21 protein-coding genes are annotated in these 20,428 nt (G+C 71.0%); 16 read left to right on the forward strand and 5 right to left on the reverse strand.

Annotated features, from left to right (window positions below; all coding sequences use genetic code 11):
* Positions 1–3 precede the first annotated feature (3 nt).
* From AB2L57_RS04515 to AB2L57_RS04545, 7 genes are all read left to right on the forward strand, one after another.
* A complete protein-coding gene (locus AB2L57_RS04515; RefSeq protein WP_292813751.1) occupies positions 4–432 on the forward strand; it encodes a holo-ACP synthase in 429 nt (142 codons plus the stop codon).
* The gene (gene alr, locus AB2L57_RS04520) at positions 429–1,556 is read left to right on the forward strand and encodes an alanine racemase (protein ID WP_292813748.1); all 1,128 of its coding nucleotides are present in this window, start codon (positions 429–431) and stop codon (positions 1,554–1,556) included. The genes AB2L57_RS04515 and alr overlap by 4 nt, the downstream gene beginning before the upstream one ends.
* Positions 1,553–2,056, forward strand: a complete 504-nt coding sequence (gene tsaE / locus AB2L57_RS04525) for a tRNA (adenosine(37)-N6)-threonylcarbamoyltransferase complex ATPase subunit type 1 TsaE (RefSeq protein WP_409048192.1) — start codon at positions 1,553–1,555, stop codon at positions 2,054–2,056. The genes alr and tsaE overlap by 4 nt, the downstream gene beginning before the upstream one ends.
* A 443-nt stretch (positions 2,057–2,499) precedes the next feature.
* A complete protein-coding gene (gene tsaB / locus AB2L57_RS04530) occupies positions 2,500–3,189 on the forward strand; it encodes a tRNA (adenosine(37)-N6)-threonylcarbamoyltransferase complex dimerization subunit type 1 TsaB (protein ID WP_409048193.1) in 690 nt (229 codons plus the stop codon).
* A complete protein-coding gene (rimI, locus tag AB2L57_RS04535) occupies positions 3,186–3,746 on the forward strand; it encodes a ribosomal protein S18-alanine N-acetyltransferase (RefSeq protein ID WP_409048194.1) in 561 nt (186 codons plus the stop codon). Before tsaB ends, rimI begins: the two co-directional genes overlap by 4 nt.
* A complete protein-coding gene (gene tsaD, locus AB2L57_RS04540) occupies positions 3,743–4,834 on the forward strand; it encodes a tRNA (adenosine(37)-N6)-threonylcarbamoyltransferase complex transferase subunit TsaD (protein ID WP_409048195.1) in 1,092 nt (363 codons plus the stop codon). Before rimI ends, tsaD begins: the two co-directional genes overlap by 4 nt.
* Positions 4,831–5,334 carry a hypothetical protein gene (locus AB2L57_RS04545; RefSeq protein WP_409048196.1) on the forward strand — a complete coding sequence of 168 codons (504 nt, stop codon included), beginning with the start codon at positions 4,831–4,833 and terminating at the stop codon, positions 5,332–5,334. Before tsaD ends, AB2L57_RS04545 begins: the two co-directional genes overlap by 4 nt.
* 10 nt (positions 5,335–5,344) lie before the next feature.
* Here AB2L57_RS04545 and AB2L57_RS04550 read toward each other — a convergent pair whose 3' ends face one another.
* Complete coding sequence (locus AB2L57_RS04550) at positions 5,345–6,532, reverse strand: THUMP-like domain-containing protein (RefSeq protein WP_409048197.1); 1,188 nt, start codon at positions 6,530–6,532, stop codon at positions 5,345–5,347.
* Positions 6,533–6,690: 158 nt separating this feature from the next.
* On the opposite strand from AB2L57_RS04550, the gene groES reads away from it, so the two are divergent.
* The 4 genes from groES to AB2L57_RS04570 all read left to right on the forward strand — a co-directional run bounded on the left by groES (position 6,691) and on the right by AB2L57_RS04570 (position 11,198).
* Entirely contained in the window at positions 6,691–6,999 is a 309-nt protein-coding gene (gene groES / locus AB2L57_RS04555; protein WP_292813730.1) for a co-chaperone GroES, read from the forward strand.
* A gap of 220 nt (positions 7,000–7,219) precedes the next feature.
* The gene (gene rarD, locus AB2L57_RS04560; RefSeq protein WP_292813727.1) at positions 7,220–8,206 is read left to right on the forward strand and encodes an EamA family transporter RarD; all 987 of its coding nucleotides are present in this window, start codon (positions 7,220–7,222) and stop codon (positions 8,204–8,206) included.
* Positions 8,207–8,448: 242 nt separating this feature from the next.
* Positions 8,449–9,723: an ABC transporter substrate-binding protein gene (locus AB2L57_RS04565; RefSeq protein WP_409048198.1), complete on the forward strand. Its 1,275-nt coding sequence runs from the start codon at positions 8,449–8,451 to the stop codon at positions 9,721–9,723.
* A gap of 593 nt (positions 9,724–10,316) precedes the next feature.
* Positions 10,317–11,198, forward strand: a complete 882-nt coding sequence (locus tag AB2L57_RS04570) for an endonuclease domain-containing protein (RefSeq protein WP_409048199.1) — start codon at positions 10,317–10,319, stop codon at positions 11,196–11,198.
* Between the two features lie 194 nt (positions 11,199–11,392).
* On the opposite strand, the gene AB2L57_RS04575 is transcribed toward AB2L57_RS04570, so the two are convergent.
* Genes AB2L57_RS04575 through AB2L57_RS04590 form a run of 4 tightly spaced genes read right to left on the reverse strand, consistent with a single transcriptional unit; the run spans position 11,393 to position 15,536 of the window.
* Positions 11,393–12,133, reverse strand: a complete 741-nt coding sequence (locus AB2L57_RS04575; RefSeq protein ID WP_409048200.1) for an ABC transporter ATP-binding protein — start codon at positions 12,131–12,133, stop codon at positions 11,393–11,395.
* Complete coding sequence (locus AB2L57_RS04580; protein WP_409048676.1) at positions 12,130–13,188, reverse strand: ABC transporter ATP-binding protein; 1,059 nt, start codon at positions 13,186–13,188, stop codon at positions 12,130–12,132. The genes AB2L57_RS04575 and AB2L57_RS04580 overlap by 4 nt, the downstream gene beginning before the upstream one ends.
* Before the next feature lie 52 nt (positions 13,189–13,240).
* Positions 13,241–14,221: a branched-chain amino acid ABC transporter permease gene (locus tag AB2L57_RS04585; protein WP_409048201.1), complete on the reverse strand. Its 981-nt coding sequence runs from the start codon at positions 14,219–14,221 to the stop codon at positions 13,241–13,243.
* A 7-nt stretch (positions 14,222–14,228) separates the two neighbouring features.
* Complete coding sequence (locus tag AB2L57_RS04590; protein WP_292811266.1) at positions 14,229–15,536, reverse strand: branched-chain amino acid ABC transporter permease; 1,308 nt, start codon at positions 15,534–15,536, stop codon at positions 14,229–14,231.
* 331 nt (positions 15,537–15,867) lie between these two features.
* Here AB2L57_RS04590 and guaB point away from each other — a divergent pair, with 331 nt between their 5' ends.
* The 5 genes from guaB to AB2L57_RS04615 are packed head-to-tail and all read left to right on the forward strand — an operon-like array spanning position 15,868 to position 20,422.
* Complete coding sequence (gene guaB, locus AB2L57_RS04595) at positions 15,868–17,370, forward strand: IMP dehydrogenase (protein WP_409048202.1); 1,503 nt, start codon at positions 15,868–15,870, stop codon at positions 17,368–17,370.
* Between the two features lie 55 nt (positions 17,371–17,425).
* Entirely contained in the window at positions 17,426–18,058 is a 633-nt protein-coding gene (locus AB2L57_RS04600) for a TMEM175 family protein (RefSeq protein ID WP_292811257.1), read from the forward strand.
* Between the two features lie 46 nt (positions 18,059–18,104).
* Positions 18,105–18,383, forward strand: coding sequence for a DUF2277 domain-containing protein (locus AB2L57_RS04605; protein WP_292811256.1), 279 nt, complete (start codon positions 18,105–18,107; stop codon positions 18,381–18,383).
* A gap of 51 nt (positions 18,384–18,434) precedes the next feature.
* Positions 18,435–19,553 (forward strand): GuaB3 family IMP dehydrogenase-related protein, encoded by a 1,119-nt coding sequence (locus AB2L57_RS04610; protein ID WP_292811264.1) that lies wholly within the window; start codon positions 18,435–18,437, stop codon positions 19,551–19,553.
* On the forward strand, positions 19,550–20,422 hold the full coding sequence (locus tag AB2L57_RS04615) for an SURF1 family protein (protein ID WP_409048203.1): 873 nt from the start codon (positions 19,550–19,552) through the stop codon (positions 20,420–20,422). Before AB2L57_RS04610 ends, AB2L57_RS04615 begins: the two co-directional genes overlap by 4 nt.
* Positions 20,423–20,428 lie beyond the last annotated feature (6 nt).

Raw genomic sequence — 20,428 nt, forward strand, 5'->3', positions numbered from 1 at the left:
CCGATGATCGTCGGCATCGGCGTCGACCTCGTCGACATCCCGCGCTTCGAGCGCACGATCGAGCGCACCCCACGCCTGCTCGAGCGGCTCTTCTCGCCCGCCGAGCGGGCGCTGCGCCCGCGGTCCCTGGCCGCGCGGTACGCCGCCAAAGAGGCGCTCATCAAGGCACTGGGCGGATCCGACGGCGTGCACTGGACCGAGATCGAAGTCACCCCCGAGGAGTCCGGTCGCCCCTGGTTCACGCTCGCGGGCTCGACCGCCGAGGTCGTGGCGGCACGCGGCATCACCACGATCCATCTCTCGATGAGCCACGACGCGGGATTCGCCACGGCCTACGTCGTCGCCGAGGCCGCGCCGGTGCTCGGCGCGGAGCCCGCCGATCGCCGCTTCCAGGTGCGGTTCGCGGGAGCGGACTGGGAGGAGCGCTCGTGAGCCGGCTGCCCGCCGGAGTCATGCGCGAGGCGACGATCGACGTCGGGTCGATCACCGCCAACACCCGGCACCTGCGACGCCTCACCGGCGTCGACGAGATCATCGCCGTCGTCAAGGCCGACGGGTACGGCCACGGCGCCGCGCGCGCGGCGATCGCTGCCCTCGAGGGCGGCGCGACCCGCCTGGGTGTCGCCGACATCGCCGAGGCGCTCGCGCTGCGCCGCGCGGGCATCTACGCTCCCATCCTCGCGTGGCTGCACGCCCCCGGCGCGTCGTTCGCCGAGGCCGCCTCGCTGGGTATCGAGCTCGGCATCTCCAACATCGACCAGCTGCTGCAAGCCGGTGCGGCAGCATCCGCCGACCGCCCCGTGGGCGTGCACCTCAAGCTCGAGACCGGTCTCGCGCGCAACGGCATCGCGCCGGCCGACTGGGCCATGGTGTGCGCCGAGGCCGCCCGGCTCGAGCGCATCGGGCGGGTGCGGGTCGTGGGGCTGTTCAGTCATCTCTCGAACGCCTCCGAGGCCGAGGATCTCGCCGCCGTCGAGGCGTTCGAGCGGGGAGTGGTCGCCGCCGCGGCCGCGGGACTCACCCCGCCGCTGCGGCACATCGCGGCCACGAACGCGGCGATCGCTCTGCCTGCGGCGCGCATGAACTGCGTGCGCATCGGCATCGGCCTGTACGGGCTCTCGCCGTTCGCCGGTCGCTCGTCGGCCTCGCTGGGGCTGCGGCCCGCGATGACGCTGCGCGCGTCGGTCGCCGCGGTGCGCCGGGTGCCGGCCGGCCAGGGCGTGTCGTACGGGTACGACTACCGCACCTCCGCGGCGACGACGCTCGCCCTCGTGCCCCTCGGGTACGCCGACGGCGTGCCGCGGCAGGCGTCGGGGCGGGGGCCCGTGTCGATCGCGGGGCACCGCTTCGTCGTGGCCGGCCGCATCGCGATGGACCAGTTCGTCGTCGACGTCGGCGACACCCCCGTCGCGGTCGGCGACGAGGTCGTGCTGTTCGGCGATCCGACGCTCGGGGTGCCCGCCGCCGACGACTGGGCGGATGCCGCCGGCACCATCAATTACGAGATCGTCACGCGCATCGGGGCGCGGGTCGGGCGGCGGCAGGTGTCGTCGTGAGCGTCGCGGACGACCTGCTCGGCACGCACGACGTGGTCGATGCCCAGGCGATGGAGAACCTCGGCCGCCGGCTCGGTGCGGGACTCGCGGCGGGCGACCTGCTCGAGCTGACGGGTCCGCTGGGGGCGGGAAAGACGACGCTCACACGGGGCATCGCCGCGGGTCTCGGCGTGCGCGGGCCCATCCAGAGTCCGACGTTCGTGATCGCGCGCACGCATCCCTCGCTCATCGGCGGGGCGCCGCTCGTGCACGCGGATGCGTATCGCCTCGGCTCGGCGCTCGAGCTCGACGACCTCGACATCGATGCCGACGGCTCGGTCGTCGTCGTGGAGTGGGGGCGCGGCATGGCCGAGGGGCTGCGCGAGGTGTGGTGGGAGATCGAGATCGAGCGTCCCGTCGGCGGCCGGGGTGCCGACACGATGTGCGGCGACCTCTCGCGCGCGACCATCGAACTCGACGCCGACGCGCCGCGGGTCGTGACGATCGCGCGGCGGCCGTAGCGCAGCATCCCGCGCGTGTTCGGCCCGGCCCTGCTTCTGCGGGCGTTGGGGCGTTGATCCTGCCCGCCGGGGCGTCGGGGGGTTCCGGCCGCTGGGGCGCGTCGTTCCCGGCCGTTGGGGCGCGTGGGTTCCGGCCGTTGGGGCGCGTCGGTTCCGGCCGTTGGGGCGTTGAAATCACCGTGGGGCGTGCTGCAGCGCGCCCCACGGTGATTCTGACGCCCCAACGCGGGATTCCGTCGGCCGCGAGGTGATTCTGACGCCCCACCGTCGGCTCTGCGGGGCGTGGGCTGGCGTTGGATGCTGGGTCTCGATGTTCTCCGGCCGTTGGGGCGTTGAAATCACCGTGGGGCGTGCTGCAGCGCGCCCCACGGTGATTCTGACGCCCCAACGCCCCCGCACCGCCCCCGCACCGCCCCCGCGGCGCCGCGACTACCCTGGAGGGCGTGATCCTCGCCATCGACACCTCGCTCGGCACCGCCGTCGCGGTCGTCACCCTCGACGGGGAGGTGCGGGGCGAGGCATCCACCCCGAACGCCCTCGGCCACGCCGAGATCATCGGCGATCTGCTCGAGCGCGCGCTCGACGCCGCCGCCGCGACCCCGGCCGACATCACGCACGTCGCCGCCGGCATGGGCCCCGGACCCTTCACCGGCCTGCGCATCGGCATCGCGGCCGCGCGAGCCTTCGCCCTCGGTCGTCGGATCCCGATCGTCCCGGTCGCCAGTCACGACGCCGCGGCCCTCACCCACTTCGACCGGCCCGGCATTCGAGGCCTCATCGCGATCACGACCGACGCGCGGCGCCGCGAATTCGCGTACACGATCTACGCCGGTATCGACGAGCGCGGCCTGCCCATCCGCGCGGCCGAGCCCGACCTCGCCCCCCGCGACGAGCTCGACGCACGGCTCGCCGGGGCGGGGGCCACCACGGGGGACGCCACCGACGCCACCGCCACCGACGCCGCCTCCGCCAGCCCCACCCGCATCGACGTCACCGAGATCTCGGCGGCCGCCCTCGGCCGGGTCGCCGCGCGACAGATCGCGTCGGATGCTGTCGCCACAGCATCCGAGCCCCTCTATCTGCGCTCACCCGACGTCACCGTCGGCGGGCCGCGCAAGCGGGTCGGCACGTGAGCGTGCGCGCGGCGACGGGCGCCGACCTCGGCGCGATCATGGCCCTGGAGCGCGCATCGTTCCCGACCGACGCGTGGTCCGACGCGATGATGCGCGAAGAGCTCGCCTCGCCCCACGGCCGTTACCTCGTGCTCGAAGAAGCGGGCCGGCTGATCGGGTACGGGGGCGTACGGGCGTCCCGCGGGGCCTCGGATGCCGACATCCAGACGATCGCTCTCGCCGAGTCCGCCCGGGGTCGAGGACGCGGGCGGGCCCTGCTGCGGGCGCTGCTCGCCGAGGCGGCGGGGCTGGGGGCGCGCGAGGTGTTCCTCGAGGTGCGCGCCGACAATCCGGTCGCGCAGCAGCTGTACACGTCGGAGGGGTTCGCCGAGATCGGTCGCAGGCCCCGGTACTACCAGCCCGACGGGGTCGACGCCGTCGTGATGCGCCTCGATCTGCGGGGGTGGGCCGCGCAGTGGGCGGCCCAGCGTCCGGCCCGGGAGCCCGCGACGACAACCCGCGCCCTCCACCCGGCGCAGGGCGCGCAGATCACCACCGAGGCAGGAGCCTGCACGTGAACCGCACCGCGCCCCTCGTGCTCGGCATCGAGACCAGCTGCGACGAGACCGGCATCGGCATCGTCCGCGGCCGCATGCTGCTCTCGAACACGATCGCCAGCAGCATGGACGAGCACGCCCGCTACGGCGGCGTCGTGCCCGAGGTCGCCGCCCGCGCACACCTCGAGGCGCTGCAGCCGGCGATCGAGGCGGCGCTCGCCGAATCCGGCGTCGCCCTCGCCGACGTGGATGCTGTCGCCGTGACATCCGGACCCGGCCTTGCCGGCGCGCTCATGGTGGGAGTCGGCGCCGCGAAGGCGCTCGCCGTCGCCCTCGGCAAGCCTCTGTACGCCGTCAACCACCTCGTCGGACACATCGCGGCAGACATCCTCGACGATGCTGCCGAGCCGCTCGAGTACCCGACGGTCGCCCTGCTCGTCAGCGGCGGACACACCTCCCTGCTCCTCGTGCGCGACCTGACGAGCGACGTCGAACTGCTCGGCGAGACCGTCGACGACGCCGCGGGCGAGGCCTTCGACAAGGTCGCGCGCCTGCTCGGACTGCCCTACCCCGGGGGTCCCGAGATCGACCGTGCGGCAGCATCCGGCGACCCGAGCGCGATCCGCTTTCCGCGGGGGCTGTCTCGGGCCAGCGACATGGCGGCGCATCGCTACGACTTCTCGTTCTCGGGTCTGAAGACCGCCGTCGCCCGGTGGGTCGAGCAGGCCGAGGCCGCGGGTGTCGAGGTGCCGATCGCCGATGTCGCGGCATCCTTCCGCGAGGCGGTGATCGACGTGCTCGTGACCAAGGCCCTCGACGCGTGTGCGCAGCACGGCGTGCCGCGCCTGCTGCTCGGCGGGGGAGTGATCGCCAACCGCCGCCTGCGCGAGGTCGCTCTCGAGCGGGCCGAGGCCGCCGGCGTCACGGTGCGCATCCCCCCGCTGTCGCTGTGCACCGACAACGGCGCGATGATCGCGGCGCTGGCCTCCGAGCTGATCATGTCGGGGCGCCCCGCGTCGACCCTCGCGTTCGGCGCGGACTCGACCCTGCCGGTGACCGAGATCCAGGTCGCGGCGGCCGAGACGGTGGATGCCGGGGCCCGGGCATGACCGACCCTTCGCCGCCGCGCGCGCCCGAGGGCATGACGCCGCGCGCGCCCGAGGGCATGACGCCGCGCGCGCCCGAGGGCATGACGTCGCGCGCGACTGAGGGCGCGGCGCCGCGCCAAACCGACGGCGTGACGCCACGCGCGCCCGAGACGGGGCTCGCGGCTCCCGCCGCGGTACCCCCGCCCGCCCTCGTGCCCGAGACGGGTCCGGTGCCGTTCCCGCAGAATCCCGATACGGAGGCCGTGCCGGCACCGCCGCGCACCCGCGGCATCGCGGGGTGGGCGCTCGCTGTGGCGATCGTCGGCCTTGCCGCATCTCTGTTCGTGGGCTGGGGCTTTCCGCTCGGTATCGTCGCGGTCGTGGCCGCGGGAATGGCTCTCCGGCGCGCGGGTGAGAGTCGGCAGATCGCGGGGTGGGCGCTCGCGCTCGGCATCCTGTCGCTGATCTACAGCATGATCTGGATCGCGTGGGCGGCGTCTCAGGCGACGCTGTTCGCCTGAGGCACGGGCGTCAGACGCGATCGGCGAGGATCGCCAGTCGCGTGGCGCCCACCCGCGTGAGCAGCAGCGTCGCGGACTCGGGTCCCGCGAGTCGCAAACGCGTGCGCAGGACGGCGGGATCGACATCCACCCCGCGCTTCTTGATCTCGAGGGTGCCGATGTCGCGCTCGCGCAGGGCGCGGGCGAGCTTCTTGACGTCGGTGGGCAGCACCTCGCGCACGCGGAACGACGACACGAACGGACTCGTCAGCGCCGCGTCGCCCGTCAGGTAGGCCACGCCGAGCGCGAGCGGACCCGCCTCGAGCGCCCGCGCGACCTCGCCGATCAGCCGAGCGCGGATGACCGATCCCGCCGGCTCGTGCACGAAGGCACCGAGCGCGCGCACGGGCTCGTCGTCGGCGTCGCCGGGCGCGGTCAGCTCGTGCGCCCCGCCGCCGGTGAGCACGAGCGCCGAGCGCCGCACGCCCGGCCGGGCAAGGGCCCCGGACCACAGCACGAGTTCGATCGTCGATCCATCGGCGGTGATCCACTGCGCCTCGACGTCGTCGGGGATCTCGCCGCGATCGAACGCCGGACCGAGCTTGATGCCCGCGGGCATCCGAGCCGCGAGGCCGAAGGCCCATGCGAGGCTCGGCGTGTACTCCGACGCCCCAACGGCCCGGGTCTCGCTGTGCCCCGCGGTGCGACGGGCGGGGTCGAGCCAGACCGCGTCGACGCCGGCGAGGTCGGCATCTTCGGCGCGCCCGCAGACGACGGATGCCGCGCCCTGGAACGGCGCGAGGTTGTAGGCCGCGAGGGCCGCTGTGACATCGTCGGACTCGACGGCGCGCACGTCGAGTCCGAGGCCCGCGAGCCCGAGGGCGTCGCCGCCGATGCCGCAGCCCAGGTCTGCGACGACCGAGGGGCCCGCATCGCGGAAGCGACGCGCGTGCAGCGTCGCGACCTGCAACCGCGTGGACTGCTCGAGGCCCGCGCGCGTGAACAGCATGCGCTCGGCCAGGTCGCCGAACTTGGCCCGCGCGCGTGCCCGCAGCCGCGCCTGCCCGACGACGGCCGACACCAGGTCGGGGGAGTGCCCCGCCGCGCGCAGCCGCGTGACCTCGCGGGCGACGTCGTCTGTCGACTCCAGCGCCGGGGTCGCGTCGAGCAGCCGCAGACCCTCGGGGGTCAGCAGCGCGGTGAGCTCGGACATCAGCACCGGACCAGCCTAGGTGCAGCCCCCGACACGGCCGGATGACGGCATCCGTCACCCGGATTGGCACTCGCGTTGCATGAGTGCCAGCGGATGCCTACACTGTGATTAGCACTCTCACCACGAGGTTGCTAACAAGTCTTGGATCAAGAAAGAGGTAGACCGTGACGGTTTCCACTCAGGTTTCCATCAAGCCGCTCGAGGACCGCATCGTCATCCGCCAGGTCGACGCGGAGCAGACGACGGCTTCTGGCCTGGTCATCCCCGACACCGCGAAGGAGAAGCCCCAGGAGGGCGAGGTCATCGCGGTGGGCCCGGGTCGCATCGATGACAACGGCAACCGCGTTCCGCTCGACGTCGCCGTGGGCGACCGCGTGATCTACAGCAAGTACGGCGGCACCGAGGTCAAGTTCGGCGCCGATGAGTTCCTCGTGCTCTCGGCCCGCGACGTGCTCGCGGTCGTCGTCCGCTGAGCGACTGATCGATCGGAAGGGCTCGGGTGCTTCGGCATCCGGGCCCTTCTGCATGTCTCCGCGGCTTCGTGTCTCGTGCCCTGAGCCCGTCGAAGGGCCGCGCCCGCGTTTCGCGCCCTGAGCCCGTCGAAGGGCCGCGCCCGCGCCTCTGGCAGAATTCCACGCACACTCGGCAGGCTCGGGATGCTGTCGTGTCGGTGACCGGGCGTAGGCTGAGCCGGTGAGCCCCACCCCCGCGCCCGATGCTGCGCGGTCGGTCACATCCGCGGGGGTTTCCGCCACGCCCGACCCGGCGCGCGAGCGCGCCGTCGGCGGCATATATGCCTTCACCGCCTACCTGCTGTGGGGATTCCTCCCTCTCTACTTCCTGCTGCTGGCCCCGACCGGTCCGTGGGAGATCGTGGCCTGGCGCATCCTGCTCTCGCTCGTCTTCTGCGTGCTGCTGCTGTCGGTCACCCGCTCGTGGGGCGCGTTCGCGCGCATCATCCGGCAACCGCGGCTGCTGTTGTGGACCGCCCTCGCGGGAGCCGTGATCTACGTGAACTGGCAGGTCTTCCTCATCGCGACGCTCACGGGCCACGTGATCGAGACGAGCCTCGGCTACTTCATCAACCCGATCTTCACCGTCATCCTCGGTGTGCTCGTGCTGCGCGAACGCCTGCGCCCGACGCAGTGGATCGCGATCGCCATCAGTGCGCTCGCCGTCATCGTGATCATGGTGGGTTACGGCTCGTTCCCGTGGATCGCGTTGACCCTCGCCGCCACATTCGGTGTCTACGGGCTGATCAAGAAGCAGATCGGTCCGGCCGTCGATGCGGTCGGCGGTCTGACGCTCGAGTCCTTCTGGCTCATGCCGGTCGCGATCGGGCAGCTGATCGTCGTCTCGCTCACGACGGGCCTCACCCTCGGCAGCGCCGGCATCGGGCACGCCGCGCTGCTCCTGCTCGCGGGTGTCGCCACGGCCACCCCGCTGCTGTTCTTCGCCGCGGGTGCGCGGCGCGTGCCCCTGACCGTGATGGGACTGCTGCAGTTCATCGCGCCGATCATGCAGTTCGTCACGGGGGCGTTCCTCCTCGGCGAGCCGATGCCCCTCGAGAGATGGATCGGGTTCGCGCTCGTCTGGGTCTCGCTCACGGTGCTGACGGTCGACTCGCTGCTCTTCGCGCGGCGGGCGCGAGGCGCCTCCGACCTGGGCGCGATCACCTGACGCGGAACCGGGTTCTTCGCCAGGTGGTACCGGGTCGATGGGGGAACAGTGGCTGCAGCATCCCGTCGGTGGGGGAAACTGTCCCGTTCGGGCGGCAAAACCGGCCCGTTATCGGGTCGTGACTTTACTGTGACACATCGTTAACGCACCGCAACATTGGTGGGCGGGTCCCGCGCTTAGGGTGAATCCACTGGGCAGGCTTCCCGAGCCGTGCCTCACGTTCATTCACAGCAAGGAGCAACATGAACGGCTTCACCCGCTCGCGCGGCAAGGTCCTCGGCGGTATCGCCGCGGTCGGCGTCAGCGCGCTCTTCCTCGCAGGCTGTGCCGGCAGCGGCGGCGACACCGAGTCGTCCGAGCCCGCCGCCGAGGCCGGCGAGGAGATGACCCTCACGATCGGCACCGCGCTGCCCCAGACCGGAAACCTCGCCTTCCTCGGCCCGCCCGAGGAGGCCGGTGTGGCATACGCCGCATCGCAGATCAACGAGGCCACCGCCGACACCGGCCTGACCATCGAGGTCGAGTACGGCGACTCGGGCGACACCGACAACAAGGCTTACGAGACCGAGATCCCGCGCCTTCTGGGCATGGACGTCTCGGCCATCATCGGTGCCGCGTCGTCCGGTGTCTCTCTGCAGTTCATCGACCAGGTCGTCGGCGCCGGCACGATCCTGTTCTCCCCGGCGAACACGTCCGACGCGTTCACGACGTACGACGACAACGGTCTGTACTTCCGCACCGCTCCCTCCGACGTGCTGCAGGGCGAGGTTCTCGGCAACCTGATCGCCGAGGACGGCAACCAGACGCTCGGCATGATCGTGCTCAACGACTCGTACGGCACCGGACTCGCGGGCTACGTCACCGAGGCTTTCGAGGCCGCCGGTGGCGAGGTCGTCGCGGCGCCCACGTACAACACGGGTGACACGTCGTTCGACGCGCAGATCAGCGAGGTCCTCGCGGCCGACCCCGACGCGATCGCCCTGATCACGTTCGAGGAGGTCACGACGATCCTGCCGAGCCTGTTCGGCCAGATCCCCGCCGACAAGCTGTACTTCGTCGACGGCAACCTGTCGAACTTCGGCGACGAGTTCCCCGCCGGATCACTCACGGGCGCCAAGGGCACGCTGCCGGGTCTGACGATCGATTCGCTCGCTGACTTCACGGGCGAGCTCGACGCCTTCCTTGAGGCCGAGGGCACCGCCCCGCTCGAGGAGTACAGCTACGCGGCCGAGTCCTACGACGCCACGATCCTGCTCGCGCTCGCGTCGCTCACCGCTGGCTCGACCGACAGCGCGGCGATCGCCGAGGCGCTCATCGAGGTCTCCGGTGGCTCCGGCGAGGGCGAGACCTGCTCGACCTACGCCGAGTGTGCCGACATCATCCTCGGTGGCGGCGTGGCCGACTACGACGGCATCTCGGGTCCGATCACGTTCGACGAGGTCGGCGACCCGACCGAGGCGTCGATCGGCATCTACGAGTTCGTCGAAGACAACACCTACGTGGCCTACGAGGGCTGAGCTCTCCACACCACGCGTCGGGGCCCCGGTTCTTCGGAACCGGGGCCCCTTCGCATGTCGGCGTGGCGGCGCCGCTTGCGCCGTCGTCTGCGGCGTCCACACCGCCTGTGGCCGTCGTCCGCGTCGCCGGTGCCGTCGTCCGCCCGCACCGTCGTCCGCCTTCCGGACCACGCGCCGATCCGTCGACCCGTCGAGCGGGCGCTCGGATCCGTCGAGCGGGCGCTCGGATCCGTCGAACCCACATTTTTGCAGCGAGCCACCACACGACGTCTGGTGGCTCGCTGCAAAAATGTCGGCTCGGCGCGGCTCGGCGCGGCTCGGCGCGGCTCGGCGCGGCTCAGATCGGGTCGACCAAAAGGGGTCGGGCTGGGCGGCCGCGCCCAGAGGGGGCCGCCCCCTCGGCCGAAACCGGTCAACACTCCGGACCCGTGCTGCGCCCCGGGCCCGATCCGGGCCGATTCGGGCTGAGCGGCCCCGATTCTCCGGATCTTTGGCACGCGACCGGTCCTCCCCACCGCTCCGCGGAAGCGCGGTGTCCCCGAGCGCACCGCATTCGGCCGGCCGCCCTCGGCGCGGAGTCCGATGCTGCATGCATGTTCGACATGCACCCCGATCGCCTCTACGTCCACGCCGACCTCAAGTCCGCCGGCCTCTCGCAGCGCCGGATCACGGGCATGGTGCGCGGGGGAGGTGTCGCTCGGCCCCGGCAAGGCGTGTACGTACATCCGGACTCCTCCCTTGCCTCATTGAGCGCCGCCCACGTCGGAGGACTTGTCACGTGCATCACCCTGCTGAGCGAGCTCGGCGTCTTCGTGCTCGAACGTGAGGGCGTTCACGTCCAGGTGCCACCGCATGCGACCCGGTTGCGCACGAAGGCGGGGGTGCGACTGCACTGGACACCGCTGCACAGGACACCACCCCCTTCCTCGCTCCGGGTCGAGGTCTTCGACGCGCTTCTGCAAGCGACGCTGTGCCAGCCGCCACGGGCCGCGCTCGCGACCCTCGACAGCGCGCTGCATCTGGGGCTCATCGACGAGGACGACCTGGACGAGCTGTTCCGGCACATTCCACGGCGGCGCCGCGCCCTGCGCGCGCTGGTGGACGGGCGCTGCGAGTCGGGCCCCGAGACCTTCGTCCGCCTGCTCCTGCGTGCCTTGGGGTTGACCTTCGAGTGCCAGGTCGAGATCCCGGGTGTCGGTCGCGTCGACTTCGTCGTCGAGGGGTGGCTCATCATCGAATGCGACAGTCGTGCGCACCACAGCGGGTGGGAGGCACAGGCCGCGGATCGACGGCGGGACCTGGCGGCGGCGGCGCTCGGCTACGCCACCATTCGTCCCGTGGCGGCCGACATCCTTGCCGATACACCGGCGCTCGGCCGGGTGATCGTCGGGATGGCCCAGCGGATCGGGCTTCGCGTGCACAACACTCCGGAGGCATCGGTGCCTCGGCCCCGATCACGTCGGATACGGGCCTGATCTGCCGTGTGGCTCCGGAATGTTGGCACGCCGGGCATGGCGCCAGCACGCCGGGCATGGTGCCAGCACGCCGGGTGTGGCGCCAGAACAGCGGGCGTTGCCGCCGCACCGCGGCGCCCCGGACGCGCCACGCCAAGAACGACGGGGTGGATGCTGTCGCTGCATCCACCCCGCCGGAACAAGCGGACTGAGGCTCAGGTGCCGAGCGTGCCCAGGTACAGCTCCGTGACCTTGGGGTCGCTGAGCAGCTCGCGTCCCGTGCCGGTGTAGGCGTCGCGGCCCTGGTCGAGGACGTAGCCGCGGTCGCAGATCTGCAGGCACCGACGCGCGTTCTGCTCGACCATGATGCAGGTGACGCCGGCCTTGTTGATCTCGGAGACGCGGATGAACGCCTCGTCCTGCCGGACGGGGGAGAGCCCGGCGGACGGCTCGTCGAGCAGCAGAACCTTGGGGTCCATCATCAGCGCCCGACTCATGGCGACCATCTGCCGCTCGCCGCCCGAGAGCGAGCCCGCCCGCTGCTTGAGGCGCTTGCCCAGCTCGGCGAAGATGCCGGTGACGAACTCGAGTCGCTCCTTGTAGGCCGACGGGCGCTGGTACAGGCCCATCTGCAGGTTCTCTTCGATCGTCAGGCTCGGGAAGACGTTGTTGGTCTGCGGGATGAAGCCCACCCCGCGGGCGACCAGCTTGTTGGCCCGCAGCCCCGTGATGTCGTCGCCGGCAAGGGTGACCGTGCCGCTGCGGATGTTGACCTGGCCGAAGATCGCCTTGAGCAGGGTCGATTTTCCGGCGCCGTTGGGTCCGATGATGCCGATCAGCTCGCCCTGGTGGGCGGTGAGCGAACAGCCGTTGAGGATGTTGACCCCGGGCAGGTAGCCGGCGTGCACGTCGTCGACGTGCACCACCACCTGGCCGGTGAGAAGGTCGGTGCTCACTTCTGCTCCTTCGTGTCGGCCTGTGTATCGGCCTCCGGCTCGCCCGATCCGCCCGACTCGCCCGATCCGCCCGATCCGCCCGAATCGCCCGGCGCGCCCGAAGCGCCCGGCCGGCCCGCGCCGCCCGCGGGTCCCTCGTCCTCGGCGATCCCGTCGGCGACCAGCGCGTCGGCGCTGGCGGAGGCGGATGCTGCGGCATCCGTCGTCGGATCGGCCTCGATCGCCGTGATCCGGCCCGTGACGACACCGAGGTCGAGCTCCTGGTGTGCGCCGAGGTAGGCGTCGATGACGGCGGGGTTGCGCATGACCGTGTACGGGTCGCCCTCGGCGACGACGCGACCCTCCGCCATCACGACCACCCAGTCGGCGATGTGGCGCACCATGTGCATGTCGTGCTCGACGAACAGGACCGTCATGCCCTCGTCCTTGAGGTCGAGGATGTGATCGAGCAGCGACTGCGTCAGCGCCGGGTTCACCCCGGCCATCGGCTCATCGAGCATGACGAGGGTCGGCTGGGTCATCAGCGAGCGCGCCATCTCGAGCAGCTTGCGCTGGCCGCCCGAGAGGCTCGCGGCGAAGTCGGCCGATTTGGTGTCGAGCTTGAACTTGGCGAGGATGCGCATCGCGCGCTCCTCGATCTCGGCATCCTGCCTGCGCCAGATCGCCGGGATCAGGCTCTGCCAGAACTTCTCGCCCCGCTGGCCGGTGGCGCCGAGCTTCATGTTCTCGAGCACCGTGAGCAAGCCGAGCGCCTTGGTCAGCTGGAAGGTGCGCACGAGGCCCATCCGGGCGACACGGTAGGCCGAGACACCCGAGAGCGACCTGCCCTCGAACGACCAGGTGCCCGTGTTGGGCTTGTCGAAGCCCGTCAGCAGATTGAACAGCGTGGTCTTGCCGGCCCCGTTCGGACCGATCAGCGCCGTGATCGCGCCGCGCGGGATCTCGAGGTGATCGACGTCGACCGCCGTGACACCGCCGAACGTGCGCCGCACGTTGTCGGCGACGAGGATCGGGTCGACCTTGGCGACGCCGGGCGCCGCCTCGCCGACGTGCAGGCCGGTGGTCTTGGGGCGCGCGACGGGGGCGGTGGTCGCCGCGCCCTGGGCATCATTTGACAAAGGTCAGCTCCTTCTTGTTGCCGAGGATTCCCTGCGGCATGAAGATCACGAGCAGCATGAGCGCGACGCCCACGAGGATGAAGCGCAGCGTGCCCGCCTGGATCTGGCTCATGAACGGCAGGACACCGGCCTGCACGAGCGCGGGGAGCACGTTGGAGAGGAACGTCTGGAGCACCCAGAAGATCAGCGACCCGAGGATCGGACCGAAGACCGTCGCCGCGCCGCCGAGGAGCAGCGCCGTCCAGACGAAGAAGGTCAGCGAGGTGACGTAGACGCCGGGGCTGACCGCCGAGGGCAGCGCGTAGACGATGCCGCCCGCTGCGGCGAGCACACCGCCCAGCACGAGGGACTGCATCTTGTAGGCGTAGACGTTCTTGCCGAGCGAGCGCACGGCGTCCTCGTCTTCGCGCACGCCCTTGAGCACACGTCCCCAGGGGCTGCGCATCAGCATCCACACCACCAGCGCGGCGATTGCGAGCGTGACGATGCCCATGATGCGCACCCACCACTGCGTCTCGTTGTAGGTCCAGGGGCCGAAGCCGTAGGTGCCCGTCGGGATGGGGTTGGCCGCCCGGAAGCTCGAGTGATAGCCGCTGAGGCCGTCGGCCGAGCCGGTGAACTCGTCGAACGCCGTCGTGAGGAACAGCAGGCGCACCACCTCGGCGGCGGCGATCGTGACGATCGCGAGATAGTCGCCGCGCAGCCGCAGGGTCGGGATGCCGAGGATCACCGCGAAGATCGCGGACGCCACGAGGCCGAGGATCGCCGCGAGCCACCACTCGAGCCCGAAGGTGAGCACCGAGATGGCGTACCCGTACGCGCCGATGGCCATGAAGCCGGCGATGCCCATGTTGATCAGGCCCGTGTAGCCGAAGTGCACGGCCAGGCCCAGGGCGGCGAGGGCGTAGCCCAGCGTGGCGGGGCTGATGATCGACGACGCCGAGTTGGAGAGGATCTGGAGCCAGTCCATGGTGCGCTTAACCTATTCTCTCGCGGCGGCCGAGGATGCCCTGCGGTCGGAACAGCAGGATCACGATCAGGATGAACAGCGCGCTGGCGTACTTCAGGTCGGCGGGGATCCACAGGCTCGACACCTCGACCAGGATGCCGACGATGAGGGCGCCGACGAGGGCGCCGTAGGCCGTGCCGAGTCCGCCGAGGATGACGGCGGCGAACATCAGCAGCAGCACCTGCGCACCCATGTCCCAGCGGATGCCGGGGCGGAAGTACGCGTAGAGGATTCCGGCGAGTCCGGCCAGGCCACCCGCCACGACCCAGACCACCCGCACCACGAAGTCCACGTCGATGCCGGAGGCGGCCGCGAGCGAGGGGTTGTCGGAGATCGCCCGGGTCGCCTTGCCGAGCCGCGAGCGGGTCAGCCAGAGGGCGAAGGCGACGATGACGACGATCGAGATCGCGATCGAGATCATGTCGATCACGCTCATCTGCACCGAACCGAACAGGTTGATGCGCGGCGTCGAGGAGTACGGCAGCTGCAGTGTGCCGCCGCCGATGAAGAACTGGAAGACGTATCGCAGCGCGAGCGAGAGGCCGATCGAGACGATCATGAGCTGCACGACGCCGACTCTGCGCCTTCGCAGCGGTCGCCACAGGATCATGTCGAGCACGAGCCCGAGCCCGGCGCTGAGGATGATGGCGAGAGGGAACCCGAGCCAGAGGGGCAGCGCGAGGCTTGCCGGCCCGACCAGCACGAGGGCCGCGATCGCGCCGAAGGTGACCATTTCGCCGTGGGCGAAGTTGGAGATGCCGGTGGTGCCGAACACGAGCGAGAGGCCCACGGCGGCCAGGCCCAGCATGAGACCGAAGCTCAGCCCCTGCACGATGCGCTCCACGAGCTGGTCGGCGAACGAAGTGACGTTGCGCTCACCCTCGCCGATGAAGAAGTTGACGGTCACGCGCCCTCCGGCCCCGACCTCCACCTCCTTCTCGTTCGGGGTGTCGCTCTCCTCGTCGACGACGGCGATGCCCTCCGGCAGGGTGTCCTCATCGAGGGTGACGGTGTAGGTCTCGCCGCGTTCGGGGACGCCGACGCGCCATTGGCCCTCGGCATCCGTCTCGACCTCCTGCTCGCCGCCGGGTCCGTCGATGACGAGCCGGACGCCCTCGAGGGGTTCGCCGTCGAGCTGCACGTTGCCGCTGATGCGGTACGGGTCGTCTTCGGCGGCCGACGCCGGAGCAGCGGCCAGGGTCAAGATCATCGCGAGGAAGACGCCGAGCAGCGCACCTAAGGCAAGGATCGATCCCACCCGGGAACGCCTTGCCATCGCGGTCGTGGGACTCACAGATCCTCCAGTCCGGGCGCCATCCGCGGATGGTCGCGTCGCATCCGCCTTGATGGACGACGGTACGAGCGTAATGTGTCGGCGGTGTTTCGGTGCCAGATCGGTCTGCGCACGTCGGCACGTGATACCGAATCGCAACCGAGCTGACACGGGATGCCGTGGCCTCTCAGGCCGCGGGATCACGGGCTCGCGCGCGGGAATGCGACGGGCTCGCGCGCGGGAATGCGAGAGGTCGTGCAGACGTAGAATCTAGGGACGGATCGGACCCTGCCCAGCCGACCCGGTTCGCCCCCCACCCGCAGGAGGAGCCCCCATGGACCAGCACGACCCGTTCGGATTCGTCGGCCTCACCTACGACGACGTGCTGCTGCTCCCGGGCCACACCGACGTCATCCCGAGCGAGGCCGACACCTCCTCCCGGGTCACGCGACGCATCACCGTCGCCACCCCCCTGCTTTCCAGTGCGATGGACACCGTCACCGAGGCCCGCATGGCGATCGCCATCGCGCGCGAGGGCGGGATCGGCATCCTGCACCGCAACCTCTCGATCGAGGAACAGGCCTCGCAGGTCGACCGGGTCAAGCGCAGCGAGTCGGGCATGATCACCGACCCGATCACGACGACACCCGACGCCACCGTCGAAGAGGTCGACGCGCTGTGCGCCCAGTACCGCATCTCGGGGCTGCCGGTCGTCGATGACGACGGGCGGCTGGTCGGCATCATCACCAACCGCGACATGCGCTTCGTCTCAGGCTTCGAGCGCCAGACGACGCGCGTGCGCGACGTCATGACCAGCGACGGCCTCATCACCGCCCCCGTCGGCATCGGCGCGAACGACGTGATCGCGACCTTCGCCAAGCACCGCGTCGAGAAACTGCCGCTCATCGACGACGAGGGCAAGCTCGCGGGCCTGATCACGATCAAGGACTTCGACAAGAGCGAGAAGTACCCCCTCGCCACCAAGGACGACCAGGGGCGCCTGCGCGTCGGCGCGGCGATCGGATTCTTCGGCGACGCGTGGCAGCGCGCCGAGGCCCTGCGCGACGCGGGTGTCGACGTCATCGTCGTCGACACCGCCAACGGGCAGTCGGCAGGGGTCATCGACATCGTGCGCCGGCTGAAGTCCGACGCCTCCTTCTCCCACATCGACGTCATCGGCGGCAACGTCGCCACGCGCGAGGGTGCCCAGGCGCTCATCGACGCGGGCGCCGATGCGATCAAGGTCGGCGTCGGGCCGGGGTCGATCTGTACGACCCGCGTCGTCGCAGGCGTCGGTGTGCCGCAGGTCACCGCGGTCTACGAGGCGTCGCTCGCCGCCCGGCCGGCGGGCGTTCCCGTCATCGCCGACGGCGGCCTGCAGTACTCGGGCGACATCGCCAAGGCCCTCGTCGCGGGCGCCGACACCGTCATGCTCGGCTCGCTCCTGGCGGGCACCGACGAGTCGCCGGGCGAGATCGTCTTCCAGGGCGGCAAGCAGTTCAAGCAGTACCGCGGCATGGGATCGCTCGGGGCGATGCAGACGCGAGGCAAGAAGACCTCGTACTCGAAGGACCGCTACTTCCAGGCCGACGTGCCCTCCGACGACAAGCTCATCCCCGAGGGCATCGAGGGCCAGGTCGCCTATCGCGGTCCGGTGTCGGCCGTGGCCTACCAGCTCATCGGCGGGCTGCGACAGTCGATGTTCTACGTCGGTGCGCGCACGATCGACGAGCTGAAGGCGAAGGGCCGCTTCGTGCGGATCACCGCCGCGGGTCTGAAGGAGTCGCACCCGCACGACGTGCAGATCGTCGTCGAGGCGCCCAACTACAAGAAGTAGCCGGGGCGCTCGGCAGGCTCACCCGTCCGGGACGCGGGCTCGCTAATCTGACCCCATGGCCGAAGAGCGCAGACGAGACCGGACGGTCATGTCGACGACGCGTACCGAGGCCTACACCGATGCCGTGTTCGCGATCGCGGCCACCCTGCTGGTGCTGGATCTGACAGCATCCACCATCGGCGAGGTGACCACCGACGCCGAACTGTGGGCGGCGCTCGGGGCGATGATGCCGAGCTTCGTCGCGTTCGCGGTCAGCTTCGGGCTGCTGAGCATGCTGTGGGTGATCCACGCGCGGCAGTTCCGCGACATCTCGCGGGTCGATGCCACGCTGCTGTGGATCAACAACGCGCGGCTGCTGTTCATCGTGCTGATCCCGTTCACGACGTCGCTCACGGCCGACTACTCCGACTTCTACGCCGGGCGGATGCTGTTTCCGATCAACGTCTTCCTCGCGACGCTGCTGGGCTATCTGTCGTGGGTCTGGGCGTCGGCGCGCGGCGGTCACCTGCTGCGCGAGGACGTCACCGATGCGCGCGCTCAGGGCATCGGAGGGCTCGCGGCCGTGCTGATCGGTGGGGTCGTCGCCGCGATCTCGCCGTGGCTGGGCTCGTACGCGTTCTTCCTCTACTTCCTCAACGGGCCGCTCTCCGCCCTGCTGGCCCGCCGTCAGCACTCGCGCGCCGCGTAGGGGCCGGGTCTGGACCGGCCCCGCAGGGCGGCGTACCCTCGGCGGCATGTGCCGCAGCATCCACACTCTCCACAATTTCGAACCGGCAGCCTCCGCCGACGAGGTCAACGCCGCCGCCCTGCAGTACGTGCGCAAGATCGCAGGAACCACGAAGCCCTCGAAGGCCAACCAGGAGGCCTTCGATCGCGCCGTGCACGAGATCGCGCACATCACGCAGCACCTGCTCGATGACCTGGTCGCCACGGTGCCGCCGAAGAACCGCGAGGAGGAGGCCGCGAAGGCCCGTGCCCGCGCGGTCGCGTCGGGGCGGTACTCAGCCGCCTGACCGCGCGCCGAGGGCGCTGTCGGGGGCGACCGGTAGGCTGGGCGGGTGAGCATGGAGATCGAGATCGGGCGTGCCAAGCGCGCGCGGCGCGCGTACACGTTCGACGACATCGCCGTGGTGCCCTCGCGCCGCACCCGCAACCCCGAAGACGTCTCGACCGGCTGGTCGATCGACGCCTACCAGTTCGGCATCCCCGTGCTCGGCGCCCCGATGGACTCCGTCGTCAGCCCCCGCACCGCGATCATGCTCGGCCAGCTCGGCGGACTGGGCGTGCTCGACCTCGAGGGCCTGTGGACCCGGTACGACGACCCCGAGCCGCACCTCGCCGAGATCGCGGCGCTCGAAGACGCCGACGCGACGCGGCGCATGCAGGAGCTGTACGCCGAGCCCATCAAGCCCGAGCTGGTGAGCCAGCGCCTGGCCGAGATCCGCGCGGGTGGGGTCACCGTCGCGGGCTCCCTGACGCCGCAGCGCACGCAGGAGCTCTACGAGACCGTCGTCGCGGCGGGCGTCGACCTCTTCGTCATCCGCGGCACCACCGTCTCGGCAGAGCACGTGTCCTCGGCGCAGGCTCCCCTCAACCTCAAGAAGTTCATCTACGACCTCGACGTGCCCGTCATCGTGGGCGGCGCCGCGACCTACACGGCCGCGCTGCACCTCATGCGCACGGGCGCCGCCGGCGTGCTCGTCGGCTTCGGCGGGGGAGCGGCGTCGACGACCCGTGCGACCCTCGGCATCCACGCTCCGATGGCCACGGCCGTCGCCGACGTCGCGGGTGCGCGCCGCGACTACCTCGACGAGTCGGGCGGGCGTTACGTGCACGTCATCGCCGACGGCGGCGTGGGCACCTCGGGCGACATCGTCAAGGCGCTCGCGATGGGCGCCGACGCCGTCATGCTGGGCGTCGCGCTCGCGCGCGCGACCGACGCGCCCGGCCACGGGTTCCACTGGGGCCCCGAGGCGCACCACTCCAAGCTGCCGCGCGGGCGTCGCGTGCACGTCAAGCAGGTCGGCCCTCTCGAAGAGATCCTGTACGGGCCCGCGCCGGTGGCCGACGGCACCGCCAACCTCATCGGGGCGCTGCGCAAGTCGATGGCCACGACCGGCTACTCCGACCTCAAGGAGTTCCAGCGCGTCGAGGTCGTCGTCGCCCCCTACGGGCAGGGATGACCACGACCGGCACCGTGACCGACCCCGCACCCGCGCCGGATCCCGACGAGCAGATCTTTCCGCCGACGCTGCGCGAGGTCATGCTGCGACCGCGGTGGCTGGCGATGCTCGCCCTGTGCCTCGCCGTCGCGGGAGTGTTCGCCTGGCTCGGGCAGTGGCAGCTCGCGCGCGCGATCGACAGCGATCCGCCGCCGCCCGGCCAGACCGAGCAGGTGCGAGAGCTCGCCGACGTCGTCGCCCCGGGCGAGTACCTCGCCGAGCCGCTCGTCGGTCAGCTGACGGATGCTGTCGGCACATGGGTCCCGGGCGACTTCCTCGTCGTCTCGTCCCGCTTCAACGACGACGTCGAGGGGTTCTGGGTCACCGGTCAGCTGCGCCTCGCGGGCACGGCGGCCCCGACATCCCTCGCCGTCGCCATCGGATGGGTTCCCACGCGCGACGCCGCGGACGCCGCGGCCGGTGCGCTCGAGGACGCCGTGGCCGAGACCCCCGACGCCGCCGTCGAGGTACGCGGCCGACTCATCTCCGACGAGGGCCCGGGCCTGCCCCCCGCCGGTGCGGACCCGCAGGAGATGACCCGGATGTCGCCCGCCGCGTTGCTCGCCCGCTGGCACGACATCGACGGGCTCGAGGTGTACCGCCCGTATCTCGCCGCCATCTCGCCGGAGTCGTCGGGCGACGTGGGGCTCGACGCGATCACCTCATCCGCCCCCGAAGAGCTGTCGCCGGTCAACTGGCTCAACATCTTCTACGCGATCGAGTGGGCGGTGTTCGCGGGGTTCGCGTTCTACCTCTGGTACCGCCTCGCGCGCGACGCGTGGGAGAAGGAGCTCGAGGCTCTCGAGGACGCCGCCGCCGCAGCATCCTGAGCCGGT

The organism is Microbacterium sp. HA-8 (assembly GCF_046111165.1).
Classification (GTDB): Bacteria; Actinomycetota; Actinomycetes; order Actinomycetales; family Microbacteriaceae; genus Microbacterium.